The sequence below is a fragment of the Agarivorans aestuarii genome (assembly GCF_019670125.1).
In the GTDB taxonomy this organism is placed as follows: domain Bacteria; phylum Pseudomonadota; class Gammaproteobacteria; order Enterobacterales; family Celerinatantimonadaceae; genus Agarivorans; species Agarivorans aestuarii.
In genome coordinates this window covers 3,003,705-3,017,197 of the sequence record NZ_AP023033.1, presented here as the reverse complement: position 1 = coordinate 3,017,197, position 13,493 = coordinate 3,003,705, and the positions used below count along the sequence as shown (strand labels likewise).

Below are 13,493 nucleotides of genomic sequence, written 5' to 3'. Positions count from 1 at the left end.
GATGCAAAATAAGGCCACTAATTAGGCATTTTAATGCTGGTTGTTATGCTTGTAAGTGATTGTTATTGAACTATGATTAGCCTACTAACCATCGAATCAAGGAAGAAAGATGAAGCCTTTCATTTATCGCGTATTTATTCCCTCTGTATTGGCTGGTCTACTCGCAGCCTGTAGCTCTAGCCCTGAGCAAACTTGGCAAGTCGATCAAAGCTATAAAATTACCGTACTACATACTAACGATCATCATGGCCGCTTTTGGCACAACAAATATGGTGAGTATGGCTTAGCAGCGCGGAAGACCTTAATTGATAGTATTCGAGAGGAAGTGGCCGCCGAAGGGGGCAGTGTATTGTTGTTATCCGGAGGTGACATTAACACCGGTGTGCCTGAGTCAGATTTATTAGACGCCGAGCCAGACTTCAAAGGCATGAATATGTTGGGTTACGATGCCATGGCGATAGGTAATCATGAGTTTGATAACAGCCTAGAGGTGTTAGCCAAGCAGCAACAGTGGGCTAACTTTCCATTCTTATCCGCCAACATCTATTCAAAATCCTCTGGAGAGCGTAAGTTTCAAGCCTATCAAATGTTTGACTTGCAAGGCGTGAAAGTGGCGGTGGTAGGTTTCACCACCGAAGATACCTATAAACTGGTACTGCCAGATACTGTTGCGGATTTAGCCTTTGAAGATCCCAAAGTAGAAGCTAAAAAAGTGATTGCCGAGATTAACCAGCAGCACCAACCCGACTTAGTGTTTGCGGTTACTCATATGGGCCACTATGCCAATGCTAAACATGGTGTTAATGCGCCGGGAGATGTAAGTTTAGCGCGCTCACTTAACGAAGGTGAGTTAGATTTAATTGTAGGTGGCCACTCGCAAGAGCCGGTGTGCATGGAAGGCCCCAACATGTACACCCAAACTTTTAAGCCAGGTGATGAATGTAAACCCGATCAACAAAATGGCACTTGGATCGTCCAAGCCTATGAATGGGGTAAATATGTAGGGCGCGCCGATTACACGTTTAAAAACGGCGAGTTTACTTTAGACAGCTACAAACTCATCCCGGTTAACTTAAAGAAAAAAATCAAAGTAGACGGCAAAAAACAGCGGGTGTTTGTGCAAGAGGAAATTGCCCACAATCCCGAAGTACTGGCTTTGTTAACTCCATACCAAGAACAAGGCCAAGCGCAGCTTAATGTTAAGATTGCTGAACTAAGCGGCCGCTTAGTGGGTGACCGTGACAAAGTACGTTTTGGCCAAACCAATCTAGGGCGATTAATTGCGTCTGCCCATAAAGAACGCGTAAATGCTGATTTTGCAGTAATGAACTCTGGTGGTGTTCGAGCCTCTATTGAGGCAGGTGATATCAGCTATAAAGACGTACTTACCGTACAGCCTTTTTCTAACACCATTACCTATGTAGATATGAATGGTGCAGAAGTGATGGAGTATTTATCGGTAGTTGCGGCTATGCCTGTGGATACCGGTGCTTACGCGCAATTTGCTGGCATTAGCATGAAAGTAATTGATGGCAAAGTGAGCGATGTAGTGATTGCAGGCAAACCCTTAGATGAAGCCAGTATGTACCGTTTCACTGTTCCAAATTTTAATGCTACTGGCGGTGATGGTTATCCTAAAATCACAGACCATAGTGGCTTTGTGGACACTGGCTTTGTAGATGCCGAAGTGCTTAAGGCTTACTTAGAGCAGCAAAGCCCAGTTAATGCCGCCGATTATGATGATAAGGGTGAGATTAGCTACCAGTAGTTGCACGATATAAAAAGCCTCTTAAAGAGGCTTTTTTATTGACTGTATCTTAGGATTAGTTGTTAGGGTCTGTTGATCTTTGGTGTTGAAATTTTGTTCGAGATAAGCGGGCTTTAATCGCGGCGAGCACTTAGAAGCCTAGTGGGCTAAGCAAGAAGTGCTTAACAAAGAGTAAAGTTCGCTTACCCGAACCCTTCGGGCAGCATTTCTTAGCCATTTACTCAGCGTTAGCGAGTGATTATTAAGCCCACTTAACTGCTCACTCACTGCCTTGCCTAAATGGCTAATAAATTGCTGCAAAAACCATCAGCAAAGATCAACAGACCCTAGCTACACCCTTGATATACCCTCAATTAAATATTTGGTTTTGGTGGCTGTTATTCACTAAATGTTGATTGCGAAATTGTATTAGCTCGCTATCTTTTAGTTTATGTTCATTAAATGTTGATTGCGAAATTGCATTAGCTCGCTATCTTTTAGCTTATGTTCATTAAGTACTTAAATGTTAAGGATGCTAATGAAAACCACCGCGCAATACTGGAATGTATTAGCTACAAACAATGCTAACCAATGGGAACAGATAGAGGGCAGTGATGGGCAGTTACATCAGCTTACCCTAGCCATAGATGACAGCACCGGTGACTATACACGCCTTACTCGCTTTAAAGCTGGAGCAAATACCAAAGCCTTTGGCGCTAAATCACATACTTATCCCGAAGAAATCTACATTATCTCTGGCCGTTTGTATGACGCGGCGTTTGACCTGTGGTTAGAAGCAGGGCACTACGCTAGTCGACCACCGGGCGAGGTTCATGGCCCATTTACGTGTGAGCAAGAATGTTTGGTGTTAGAAGTGTCTTATCCAAGCCAAGCGTTAAGCTAGTGCTGGCTAGTTTGTTCTACTATTGAGATAACATCACTTGATTGCTTGGGAGAAGATATGGGCAGCCAGTTAAAGCAGAATAAAGCTAACGCCGTGGCATTTTATCAAATGGCTTATTTGGGTGAGCCAGCTAAGGCGGTAAAAATGTATGTCGGAGATGAATACATTCAGCATAACCCTTTAGTTAAAAATGGCTTGCAAGGTTTTATAGACTACTTCGATGAAATGCAGCGCGACTATCCCAACAAACAAATTAAGTTCTTACGCTGTATTGCCGAAGGTGACATGGTGGCATTACATACTCACCAAATTTGGCCGGGAAATGACCAATATGTCACCATGGATTTTTTCCGCTTTGATGAGAATGGCAAAATTGTAGAGCATTGGGACAGCATACAAGAAGTGCCAGAAGGCAGTGCTAATGGCAATAGTATGTTTTAATCAAAAAGGAGCTGCATTGGGGATAAAGCCGACTAAAAGTCGGCTTTATTGTTTATGGGAGCAGAAGAGTTAAAAGTACTTTATCCAAGCTTTTTTGCTAGTGTGCTTATAGCGGGAGAACGCGCGTGTAGGCAGGTACAACACAACAGCTAATACCGCGGTTAATAACCATACTTGCCAAAGCGCGGCGAAGCCAAACAAACCGTCTACATTGGGACCAATGGTCCACATAACCAACTTATAGCCGATGTGCAATCTAAGTCTAAAAAGGCAGCATCTTTATGCTGCCTTTAGTTTATGGTTTTTTTTGGGTATTTCACCAAAATCTAGATTAGCTGTTGTCTACCACTTCGGCGGTTACTTCATTGCCGTTACGTTGCCCTTGGCTAAATGCATTAGCGTTTAGCAAGGTGGTATCAGCAATGCTCTGCAAGGCTTCTTGGGTTAAAAAGGCCTGATGACCCGTAAAGATAACATTGTGACAAGCTGACAAGCGGCGGAACACGTCATCCAAAATAACTTCGGCGGATAAATCTTCAAAGAACAATTCTTTTTCATGTTCATACACATCCAAAGCTAAGCCGCCTAATGTCCCGTCTTTTAGTGCTTCAATACAGGCCGTAGAATCTACCAGTTTGCCGCGACTCGTGTTGATTAGCAAAGTGCCTTTTTTCATCTGACTAAAGGCCGATTTACCAATTAAGTAAGTATTCTCAGGGGTAAGCGGGCAGTGCAAGGTAATAATGTTTGATTGCGCCAGTAGCTCTGCCATGCTTACGTACTCTATGCCTAGCTCTTTAGCTGCGTCATTTGGGTAAGGGTCAAAAGCAATGACTCGGCAACCAAAGCCCTTGAGTATGCGCGCGGTGGCTAAGCCGATTTTCCCGGTGCCTATTACTCCAGCGGTTTTACCGAAAATGTTCATGCCAGTTAAACCTTCTAATGAGAAGTTGGCATCGCGGGTGCGTTGGTAGGCTTTGTGAATACGACGGTTTAAGGTCATCATCAACGCGATGGCATGTTCGGCCACTGCTTCCGGCGAGTAAGCCGGTACGCGTGAAACAGTAATGCCTAGTTGCTCTGCTTTGGCGAGATCAACATTGTTAAAGCCCGCACAGCGCAACAGTATAAGTTGGATTCCGTGTTCGACTAAGGCTTCCAAAGTTGCGGCAGACAAGTCGTCATTTACAAAGGCACATACCGCATCAGCGCCATGGGCTAAGCGGGCAGTTTTTGCCGAGAGGGCAGTATCGAAATACTCGATGCTAAAAGCTGAAGATGTATTTTGGGCATCAAAATGTTCGCGGTCGTAGCGCTTAGCGCTGAAAAAACTAATCTTCATAGCGTCTCCTAAAACAATGTTAGCTAACGATAGCTTGTTTTGTAATTTTATTACATAATAGCGTCATTGAATAACAAAAGTCGACAAGAGTTATGAGAAAGTTTCAGAAATCAGTTGTTCTAGAAATGGCCTCTGGATTAGCGGTGATTTACGCTGCGTTGTGGGCTGGTCGTTGGTTAAGTGAAATTAGCGGAAACCTTCTCCCTGCAAGTATTGTGGGTATGCTTCTGTTAACTATAGCCTTACAGTTTCGCTGGATTAAACTGGCTTGGGTAGAGCGAACTGCTAATCAATTTGTCCGCTGGATGTCACTTTTGTTTGTACCTATTAGTATTGGCTTAGTAGAGCATATTGAAACTTTATTACAGGCTTTGCCTGCAATGTTGCTTACTTGTGCATTGGCGACTCTGATTTTACTGGTAGTGGTTGGCAAAGCTTACCAACACTGGGAGCACAAGCATGAGCTTAAGGCTACTCAGCCACAATCCGTAGACGGGGAGGCAAAATAATGGTGAATTTTCTTTACCTGCCGCTAACCATTGGATTGTTCATTGCTGCAAAACATCTGCAACAACGTTTTTCGGTTACCTGGCTTAATCCCGTTCTAATTACCCTGAGCATATTGGTGGTTAGTTTGTTGGCATTAGACATCTCTTTTGACGATTACAATCAATATAGTGGGTGGCTAAGTAAGCTACTAGAGCCCGCAGTGGTTGCCTTAGGGGTTCCTTTATATAAGCAGTTATACGATATAAAAGCAGAACTACCACGTATTGCTATTACTATTGTTGTTGCGGCTGTTGTGGCTATTGCTACTACAGTTGGCTTGGCGCTGGTGGTTGGGGCATCGCCTGAAATCGCGGCGTCTTTAGCGCCTAAATCAGTCACTACGCCTATTGCGGTGCTAATTAGTGAACAAGTGGCTGGGGAGCCTGCATTAACAGCTATTGCTGTACTGATAACTGGCTTAGTGGGTGCGGTGGTTGGGATACCGGTACTTAAATTATGTGGTGTGCATTCAAGCAAAGCACAAGGTATTGCCATGGGTACGGCCTGTCACGCTTTGGGGACTGCTCGCATTGCTGAAGAGGGGCATCAGCAAGGTGCTTATGGCGCCTTAGCTTTAGTGCTCAGTGCCACTTTTAGTGCAATGCTTTGTCCGCTTATTGTGCCGCTGTTTACTTGAAGTTAACCACAGCTTTTAGCGGTGCTGATAATCACCTTTGACTTGAAACTATGCAGTTCTAGTCCTTCGTCTATTGCTTTGGAAAGACCAAGAGCAGTCCATTAGAATGAGTCAGTCGATGACTTAGACAAACTCCTTGTAGAATTCTAATCAACGAGAGAGCCTCGCCGGTATTATTTAATTAATATTGTCAGTTTATTTTCGACATTTTTAAACTATTGTTAAATAGAGGTTTTGAATGGATTCACATCTGCGATATGGAGATATCTATGCAGGCGATTTTTCATCGTTGGTCGATTGCTACAAAACTATATATCACTATGGTTATTGTTGGCATATCACTGTTGATTATTACCCTTAGTTTCACTTACCGCCACGAACAGGCATTGGTTCGAAATATGGCTAATCAACAGATTACATCCTTAAGCGATAGTTATTTCGAAGCCTTAAATACCCTAATGTTATCGGGCGCAATGGCAAATAAGCAACTGCTTCATAAGAAGATGTTAAGCCAAGATAATATCATTGATATCCGCTTAATCCCCGCACCAGCTATTCAAAGCATGTTTCATCCCAATGAGCCATTGCCGACTTTAACTGATATACAGCAGCAGGCCTTTAATGGTGAGCGCTTTTCAATAGCGACGAGTGTTAACGACCAGCCAATTATAAGAGCACTACAACCAGTATTTATGAGTACTGACCACGGCGGAATAGATTGTTTATCTTGTCACGTTACCAGCAAAGAAGGAGAGGTTGCTGCGGTTATTCAAGTGGAGTTTTCCTTAGCTAATGCGCAACAAGCGATTAATAGTGCGTTGTTTAAACAGGCTGGATTGTTAGCTGTTGTGTTTTTCGTTGGCATGTTAATGCTTGGGCTTATATTCCGTGGCGCAGTGGCAAAACGTTTAAACCTGTTGCGAAGTCGCCTGCTAGAGGCTGCTACTCACTCAGATTTAAGTGTCGATTTCTCAGACCAAAAGCATGATGAAATTGGTGGCGTGTATGCCTCTATTCAAAGTTTAATCACATCATTTAAAAATAATCTGGTGCAAATATCTAGTAGCAGTGAAGAGTTGCATCATGCGGCAGAGCGAGTAAAAAGTGTTGCTGAGTCAACCGAAAAGTCGGTGGTTAATCTTAAATCAGGGACCGATTCGGTCGCTGCAACTTTATTGGAGATTGAAGCCTCCTCTAATGAGGTTAAGCAAAATGCTAATTACACCACAGAGCGAACCCAAGGAGCCAACTTGGAAGTCGAATCTGGTGCTAATAAAGCCCAACAAATTATGACCCACATGCAAGCCTTGGTTGGTATTGTTAATCAGGCTAACCAAAGTTTGGTAGAGCTGGGTGAGCGAAGCGAAAAAGTAAACCTGATGGTTGATACTATTTCGGCTATTGCCGAACAAACCAATTTGTTGGCGTTAAATGCAGCCATTGAAGCAGCGCGAGCCGGGGAGCAAGGCAGGGGATTTGCAGTGGTAGCGGACGAAGTGCGTTCGTTAGCAAGTCGAACCCGTCAGTCTACCGACGAAATTAAAGCGATTAATGAACAGTTGAATGTTCAAAAAAATAGAGTGGTTGATGTGATGAGCGAAGCTAATCGTTCAGCGCATGATTCAGAAGTTCACATTAACGAGTTGTGCGATACCTTAGATAATATTGCCAGCCATAGTGCAGAAATAGCGGAACTAAACTCGCAAATGGCACTGTCTGCAGATCAACAAAATCAAGCGGTTAGTGAAGTAAATGTGCATGTGACTAATATTCAAGATATCGCTGAGTTGACCGCCAAAGACGCTGGAGAAGATAGCGTGATAGCCGACCGAGTAGTGGCATTAGCTACCCAATTAAGAAGCATGGTTAATAGTTATAAGGTTTAACATCAAAGGTTTCACTTTATTTGTTGATGGTTTGATAAAACAGGAAAACCATTTTTTTGCCAATGCTTAAGACCTTTAAGTAAGACAAATTGAGTTTTTAGATTTGGCAATGGCTGTTAAACCTCTCCTTTGGCTATTTGCATGTACTCCGCTGTCGCAGCTGGTTTGGCTATGTTGATGGGCGCAACACCCAAAGTTGCAGCCATGTTAGCTTTTTTGCTAAGCCTTGAGATAGTTTTCCTTGCTAAATAGTATTTTCTATTGTCACTTATGTTTCGCCTAATGAATCTTGTTTCCTATCACTTGCAGCCTCTCCACAAAGTAAAGATTTGTAAAGCTCTTGGCCCTTCCTACTTACTTTAAGTTAAAACTCTAATTAACCATTATTTTTATAAGGTTATCGTCGCTTATCGCTGCGATAGGTTATACAAATTGGCTTGCTCAACGATATGGCTATACGCTTAATTTCGAGTTGGAAATTAGTCTAAGGCTGCTCTTACAGCCGATATAAAAACAATATAAACGTGATATTTAAGGAGTGACTATGAAAGAGAATGATAATGGCTCTGGTGGTAAATGCCCTGTGATGCATGGCGGAGCAACCACCCCCCAAGCAGCAAATATGAATTGGTGGCCCAAGTCACTGAACCTAGATATTCTTCATCAGCATGATACTAAAACCAACCCTTTTGGTGAGGCGTTTAGTTATCGCGAAGCGCTCAAAACCCTTGATGTAGAAGCCTTAAAAAAAGACTTAAAAGCCTTAATGACCGACAGTCAAGACTGGTGGCCAGCTGATTGGGGGCATTATGGTGGTTTGATGATTCGTATGGCTTGGCACTCGGCTGGTACCTATCGTGTGGCAGATGGCCGCGGGGGCGGTGCTAGTGGTAGCCAGCGTTTTGCACCGTTAAATTCTTGGCCAGATAATGCCAATTTAGATAAGGCGCGTCGCCTATTATGGCCAATCAAGAAGAAATACGGCAACAAACTTAGCTGGGCCGATTTAATGCTGCTAGCTGGTAATATGGCTTATGAATCAATGGGTTTAGAAACCTTTGGTTTTGCTTTTGGACGCGAAGATGTTTGGCACCCAGAAAAAGACATTTATTGGGGTGCTGAAAAAGAATGGCTAGCAGAAAGTGGCGGAGAAGGGTCTCGTTACTCCGGTGAACGTGATTTGGAAAACCCATTGGCTGCAGTAATGATGGGTTTGATCTACGTAAACCCAGAAGGCGTAGATGGTAAGCCAGACCCACTTAAAACCGCGCAAGATATGCGTACTACCTTTGCACGTATGGCGATGAACGACGAAGAAACTGTTGCCTTAACTGCTGGTGGTCATACCGTAGGTAAGTGTCACGGTAACGGCGATGCTTCTTTGTTGGGTGCAGAGCCAGAAGGCGCGGGCATTGAAGAACAAGGCTTAGGCTGGAATAACCATAGCAAGCGTGGCATCGGCAGAGATACCGTTACTAGCGGTATTGAAGGTGCTTGGACTACCCATCCAACCCAATGGGATAACGGCTATTTTGAGTTGCTGTTTGGTTATGAATGGCAGCTATCAAAAAGCCCTGCAGGAGCGGTTCAATGGGAACCTGTAGATATTAAAGAGCAAGACAAACCTACCGATGTTGAAGATCCTAGTGTTCGTTATAACCCAGTAATGACCGACGCGGATATGGCACTTAAAGTAGACCCAGAGTATCGCAAGATTTCTGAGCGTTTTAAGAATGACCCAGAGTACTTCTCTAAAACCTTTGCACGAGCTTGGTTCAAATTAACCCATCGCGACATGGGGCCTAAGTCTGTTTATGTCGGGCCAGATATTCCAGCCGAAGATCTTATTTGGCAAGATCCTATTCCTGCAGGTTCAACATCTTATGATGTAGATGCAGTAAAACTACGCATTGCTGCTAGCGGCCTAAGCGTAGCTGAATTGGTGGCTACCGCTTGGGATAGCGCCCGCACGTATCGTGGCTCTGATAAACGTGGTGGAGCAAATGGCGCGCGGATCCGCCTAGCTCCGCAAAAGGATTGGCAGGCTAACGAGCCAGAAAAACTGGCTAAAGTATTAAGTGTATTGGAAGCAATTGCTACAGATACAGGTGCAAGCCTTGCCGATGTAATTGTACTTGCTGGTAATGTGGGTGTTGAACAAGCCGTTAAAGCAGCCGGTTTAAACTTGGCTGTACCGTTTACGGCTGGCCGCGGTGACGCTAGCCAAGAGATGACCGATGTGGAGTCTTTTGAAGTATTGGAGCCACAAGCAGACGGTTTTCGTAACTACTTGCCGAAGCATTATGTGGTTACCGCAGAAGAGTTACTGCTCGACCGCGCTCAGTTAATGGGCTTAAGTGCGCCAGAAATGACCGTGCTAATTGGTGGTTTGCGAGTATTAGGCACCAATTATGCGGGTTCTGAAGCGGGAGTGTTTACCGACAAGGTTGGCACACTAAGTAATGATTTCTTTGTAAACCTTACCGATATGGCTAACACCTGGAAGCCAACGGGCAGAAACTCTTACGATATTTGTGAGCGTGTTAGTGGAGAAGTTAAATGGACAGCAACACGGGTTGATTTGGTGTTCGGTTCTAACTCAGTACTGCGTTCTTATGCCGAGTTTTATGCTCAAGACGACAATAAAGAAAGGTTCGCCAAAGACTTTATTGCTGCTTGGACTAAAGTAATGAATGCCGATCGCTTCGATGTATAAGCTCAATCGATAACTAACCAAAGGGCTCCTTGTGGAGCCCTTTTTATTTGATGTGTACCGTCCTAAACAAGTTCATATAAAACATCGGGAACGCTCTCTTCGTTCGCCGAGCCATCTCTAAATTCAATCGCTCCAAACCCTTGCTTTTCATAAAATTGTCTCGCTGCTCGATTTTCCTGAAAAGTATATAGTCTGCATGGTCTACCAACTCGAGCTAATGCTTCTCGTAAAAGAGCCGTGCCTGTAGTTAAAACGGCGAAGAGTAAGTTCTTAGGATTTACCTTCAAAGCGGGACGGCTACAAATTCACGCAAAAACGCTACTCCGTTTTAAACAACAGCTAAAGCGCCTTACCAACCGGAACTGGGGCGTCTCGATGACTTATCAACTCGCTAAAGTGAGTCAATACCTCCGAGGCTGGATAAACTACTTTGGTATCGCTAATTGCTATCAACTGTGTGTCGATCTAGATCACTGGATAAGGCGCAGAGTACGAATGGCCTATTGGCGACAATGGCGTAAGCCTAGAACCAAAGTGAGGAACCTGATGCGCCGAGGGGTACATGTTCAAGCCGCAGTGGCGTGTGGTATCACCAGTAAAGGCCCATGGAGGAGCTCAAAAACACCGGGGATACAGCAGGCATTATCGAATGCTTACTTGAAATCCCAAGATCTATTTGCGCTACGAGATGGATGGATAAAGCTTCACCATTCTAAGTGAAACGCCCTGTGCGGAGCCGCATGCAGGGTGTTGTGGGGGCTGGAGGCTAGATACCTCCGGCTACCCGATTATGTGTTTTTTTTCAAAATGTGCTCGCAATCTCACGTAATCTTCTTCAAATAAAAGGGTAAATCGTACAGACACCCTATTGCCAGAAACCAGTCTATAGTTGTTTACCACAAGCTTGCCAAAATGTTCTTCCCAATTTTCACCATTATTGTTTCGATATTCTTCTTGGAGCTCTTTAAAGAACTCCTCATGTACGCTAAAAATTCCGCAAGGTGAAAACTCGCAGTAGTGCCACGGCTGTTCAGACCTGAATATCTCGAGACTAGCGATTTGGGTACCTTCATGTTCAAGATATATCATCTACATATTGTCCTCATGTAGCCGTACACATAACAGTTTATTAATAGGAAAATTTCCTTGTTTAAACACGGAATTTTTCCTCTTATCATACATTTGATAAAACCAAGGCTATCATCTTTCCTACGCTACATCAGCCACCTAGCTCGAAAAATAACAAAAACATCAGCATGAAAGTATGCAATCACAGGTTCCTGTATATCATTACAGTGTTTTTTACCCAGCCAAAGATAGAAAAATCATGGGCAGATAGGTGGGTTAGTTCAGCTTTTTAATACGTAAAGGGTTAGAAACGTGGAAGTGAGTCTATTGTCTGCCATGTGTAGTTGATAAACAAAAGCCGCAGTTTGTGGCTGCGGCTTGTTAGTTTGAGCATCGAGCTTTAAAGCGCTAAGCAGAGCCTTTGGCAATTAGCATGTCACCATGCAAGGCAACAAACTTATCATACAGTTGCTCTTCGCTCTCTTTATAAGCTGGGTCTACGGCAATGCAGTCAATAGGGCAAACATCTATGCAAGTAGGGCGATCGTAATGGCCTTTGCATTCGGTGCAACGCTCTGGGTCAATTACTGTGATAATGCCGTCGTAAGAGATAGCCTGGTTGGGGCACTCTGGTTCGCACATATCACAGTTGATGCATTTTTTGCTGATTAGCAAGGCCATGTTTAAGCCTTAACTTCTGCAGCTTGATGCGGGTTGCGGGTATCTTGGCCAGATTGAAGATTGCGCATTATAAGTGCGTGCTCTAAATCTACATTTTCTGGCACTGGCAAAAATACAGTGTGGCCGCTGCCTTTAGCATCGTCAATTAGCTCACCTTTTTTGTTCTCTAGATGCTCTAATTTGAAGTTAAGGTTACCTTGCGGTGTCATTAGCTCTAGCGTATCACCCAGTACAAATTTGTTTTTAACGGTGATTTCGGCAAGGCCTGCTTGGTTGCGGCCTGCCACTTCACCTACAAATTGTTGAGTATCGCTTACCGAATAACCATAGTCGTAGTTTTGGTACTCATCGTGAGTATGGCGGCGTAAGAAGCCTTCGGTATACCCGCGGTGCGCTAGGTTTTCCAAGGTACCCATTAGGCTTGGGTCGAACGGCTTACCGGCAACGGCGTCGTTAATCGCTTGGCGATACACTTGGGCTGTACGCGCACAGTAGTAGAAAGACTTAGTACGGCCTTCAATTTTAAGTGAGTGCACACCCATTTTAGTTAAGCGCTCTACGTGTTGAATAGCACGTAAGTCTTTTGAGTTCATGATGTAAGTGCCGTGCTCATCTTCAAAGGCTGGCATGTACTCGTTCGGGCGCCCTTGCTCTTGCAATAAGAATACTTGGTCGCTCGGCGCGCCTGCACCCAGGGTAGGTTCAACCACTTGCGGTTGGGCAGCGATAATATCGCCTACTTCGTTTTCTTTGGCTTCGTGCGCGTTGTACTTCCAGCGGCACGAGTTAGTGCAAGTTCCTTGGTTTGGGTCGCGCTTATTAATGTAGCCCGACAGCAAACAGCGGCCAGAGTAGGCCATGCATAGTGCACCGTGCACAAATACTTCAAGCTCCATTTCTGGCACTTGCATTCGAATTTCTTCGATTTCGTCTAGCGATAGTTCGCGTGACAAAATCACTCGTTCTACACCTTGTTGCTGCCAAAACTTAACCGTAGCCCAGTTAATTGCGTTGGCTTGAACCGATAAGTGAATAGTTTGATCGGGGAAGGCTTCGCGAACCATCATAATCATGCCTGGATCAGACATAATCAGGGCGTCTGGCTTCATGGCAATCACTGGCTCAATATCGCGCAGGTAGGTTTTTAGCTTAGCGTTATGCGGGGCAATATTGCTTACCACGTAGAGTTTTTTGTCTTGTGCATGCGCTTCGTTAATCGCTAGTGCAAGATTCTCATGGTTAAACTCGTTATTACGTACACGCAACGAGTAACGAGGTTGGCCCGCGTATACCGCGTCGGCGCCATAGGCAAAGGCATAACGCATGTTTTTTAGGGTGCCAGCAGGTGACAGTAGTTCAGGTGTAAACATCAAAGCTCCGGGTCTTAGTCGAATCATTGAGGAAGGCTGCAAGCAGCACAATAAGGGCGCGCATTTTACGCGTAGCGAGCGGGGCTTGCAATGGTTTTGCTTAAAAAATCACCAACCTTTAGCAAGTATCTGAAACTATGTTAATGGTTGGT

Annotated in this window: 10 protein-coding genes and 1 pseudogene; 8 read left to right on the top strand and 3 right to left on the bottom strand. The window is 44.4% G+C overall.

Translation table 11 applies throughout. The annotated features are described in order from the left end of the window. The first annotated feature begins 109 nt into the window (after nucleotides 1–109). From ushA to K5609_RS13980, 3 genes are all read left to right on the top strand, one after another. Nucleotides 110–1,768: a bifunctional UDP-sugar hydrolase/5'-nucleotidase UshA gene (ushA, locus tag K5609_RS13990; protein ID WP_221074191.1), complete on the top strand. Its 1,659-nt coding sequence runs from the start codon at nucleotides 110–112 to the stop codon at nucleotides 1,766–1,768. A 517-nt stretch (nucleotides 1,769–2,285) separates the two neighbouring features. Continuing rightward, nucleotides 2,286–2,651 (top strand): cupin domain-containing protein, encoded by a 366-nt coding sequence (locus tag K5609_RS13985; protein ID WP_221074190.1) that lies wholly within the window; start codon nucleotides 2,286–2,288, stop codon nucleotides 2,649–2,651. Between the two features lie 57 nt (nucleotides 2,652–2,708). Continuing rightward, on the top strand, nucleotides 2,709–3,092 hold the full coding sequence (locus K5609_RS13980) for a nuclear transport factor 2 family protein (protein ID WP_016401793.1): 384 nt from the start codon (nucleotides 2,709–2,711) through the stop codon (nucleotides 3,090–3,092). A 331-nt stretch (nucleotides 3,093–3,423) separates the two neighbouring features. On the opposite strand, the gene K5609_RS13975 is transcribed toward K5609_RS13980, so the two are convergent. After that, a complete protein-coding gene (locus K5609_RS13975; RefSeq protein WP_221074189.1) occupies nucleotides 3,424–4,434 on the bottom strand; it encodes a 2-hydroxyacid dehydrogenase in 1,011 nt (336 codons plus the stop codon). A 92-nt stretch (nucleotides 4,435–4,526) separates the two neighbouring features. Here K5609_RS13975 and K5609_RS13970 point away from each other — a divergent pair, with 92 nt between their 5' ends. From K5609_RS13970 to K5609_RS13950, 5 genes and pseudogenes are all read left to right on the top strand, one after another. Then, complete coding sequence (locus K5609_RS13970; protein WP_221074188.1) at nucleotides 4,527–4,943, top strand: CidA/LrgA family protein; 417 nt, start codon at nucleotides 4,527–4,529, stop codon at nucleotides 4,941–4,943. Continuing rightward, the gene (locus K5609_RS13965; protein WP_221074187.1) at nucleotides 4,943–5,620 is read left to right on the top strand and encodes an LrgB family protein; all 678 of its coding nucleotides are present in this window, start codon (nucleotides 4,943–4,945) and stop codon (nucleotides 5,618–5,620) included. Before K5609_RS13970 ends, K5609_RS13965 begins: the two co-directional genes overlap by 1 nt. 269 nt (nucleotides 5,621–5,889) lie before the next feature. Beyond that, nucleotides 5,890–7,506, top strand: coding sequence for a methyl-accepting chemotaxis protein (locus tag K5609_RS13960; protein WP_221074186.1), 1,617 nt, complete (start codon nucleotides 5,890–5,892; stop codon nucleotides 7,504–7,506). Nucleotides 7,507–8,050: 544 nt separating this feature from the next. Next, nucleotides 8,051–10,222, top strand: a complete 2,172-nt coding sequence (katG, locus tag K5609_RS13955; RefSeq protein ID WP_221074185.1) for a catalase/peroxidase HPI — start codon at nucleotides 8,051–8,053, stop codon at nucleotides 10,220–10,222. Nucleotides 10,223–10,465: 243 nt separating this feature from the next. After that, a pseudogene (locus K5609_RS13950) lies at nucleotides 10,466–10,942 on the top strand (group II intron maturase-specific domain-containing protein); the annotation flags it as partial. A gap of 756 nt (nucleotides 10,943–11,698) precedes the next feature. Here K5609_RS13950 and K5609_RS13945 read toward each other — a convergent pair. Together K5609_RS13945 and trhP are read right to left on the bottom strand one after the other, a co-directional pair. Continuing rightward, a complete protein-coding gene (locus tag K5609_RS13945) occupies nucleotides 11,699–11,971 on the bottom strand; it encodes a YfhL family 4Fe-4S dicluster ferredoxin (RefSeq protein ID WP_016401782.1) in 273 nt (90 codons plus the stop codon). A gap of 2 nt (nucleotides 11,972–11,973) precedes the next feature. Continuing rightward, on the bottom strand, nucleotides 11,974–13,341 hold the full coding sequence (gene trhP, locus K5609_RS13940; protein WP_016401781.1) for a prephenate-dependent tRNA uridine(34) hydroxylase TrhP: 1,368 nt from the start codon (nucleotides 13,339–13,341) through the stop codon (nucleotides 11,974–11,976). Nucleotides 13,342–13,493: the final 152 nt, after the last annotated feature.

What these genes read in the sequence shown, in the direction of transcription:
- ushA (WP_221074191.1), top strand. Translation starts at nt 110, where the DNA reads ATGAAGCCTTTCATTTATCGCGTATTTATTCCCTCTGTATTGGCTGGT.
- K5609_RS13985 (WP_221074190.1), top strand. Translation starts at nt 2,286, where the DNA reads ATGAAAACCACCGCGCAATACTGGAATGTATTAGCTACAAACAATGCT.
- K5609_RS13980 (WP_016401793.1), top strand. Translation starts at nt 2,709, where the DNA reads ATGGGCAGCCAGTTAAAGCAGAATAAAGCTAACGCCGTGGCATTTTAT.
- K5609_RS13975 (WP_221074189.1), bottom strand. Translation starts at nt 4,434, where the DNA reads ATGAAGATTAGTTTTTTCAGCGCTAAGCGCTACGACCGCGAACATTTT.
- K5609_RS13970 (WP_221074188.1), top strand. Translation starts at nt 4,527, where the DNA reads ATGAGAAAGTTTCAGAAATCAGTTGTTCTAGAAATGGCCTCTGGATTA.
- K5609_RS13965 (WP_221074187.1), top strand. Translation starts at nt 4,943, where the DNA reads ATGGTGAATTTTCTTTACCTGCCGCTAACCATTGGATTGTTCATTGCT.
- K5609_RS13960 (WP_221074186.1), top strand. Translation starts at nt 5,890, where the DNA reads ATGCAGGCGATTTTTCATCGTTGGTCGATTGCTACAAAACTATATATC.
- katG (WP_221074185.1), top strand. Translation starts at nt 8,051, where the DNA reads ATGAAAGAGAATGATAATGGCTCTGGTGGTAAATGCCCTGTGATGCAT.
- K5609_RS13945 (WP_016401782.1), bottom strand. Translation starts at nt 11,971, where the DNA reads ATGGCCTTGCTAATCAGCAAAAAATGCATCAACTGTGATATGTGCGAA.
- trhP (WP_016401781.1), bottom strand. Translation starts at nt 13,341, where the DNA reads ATGTTTACACCTGAACTACTGTCACCTGCTGGCACCCTAAAAAACATG.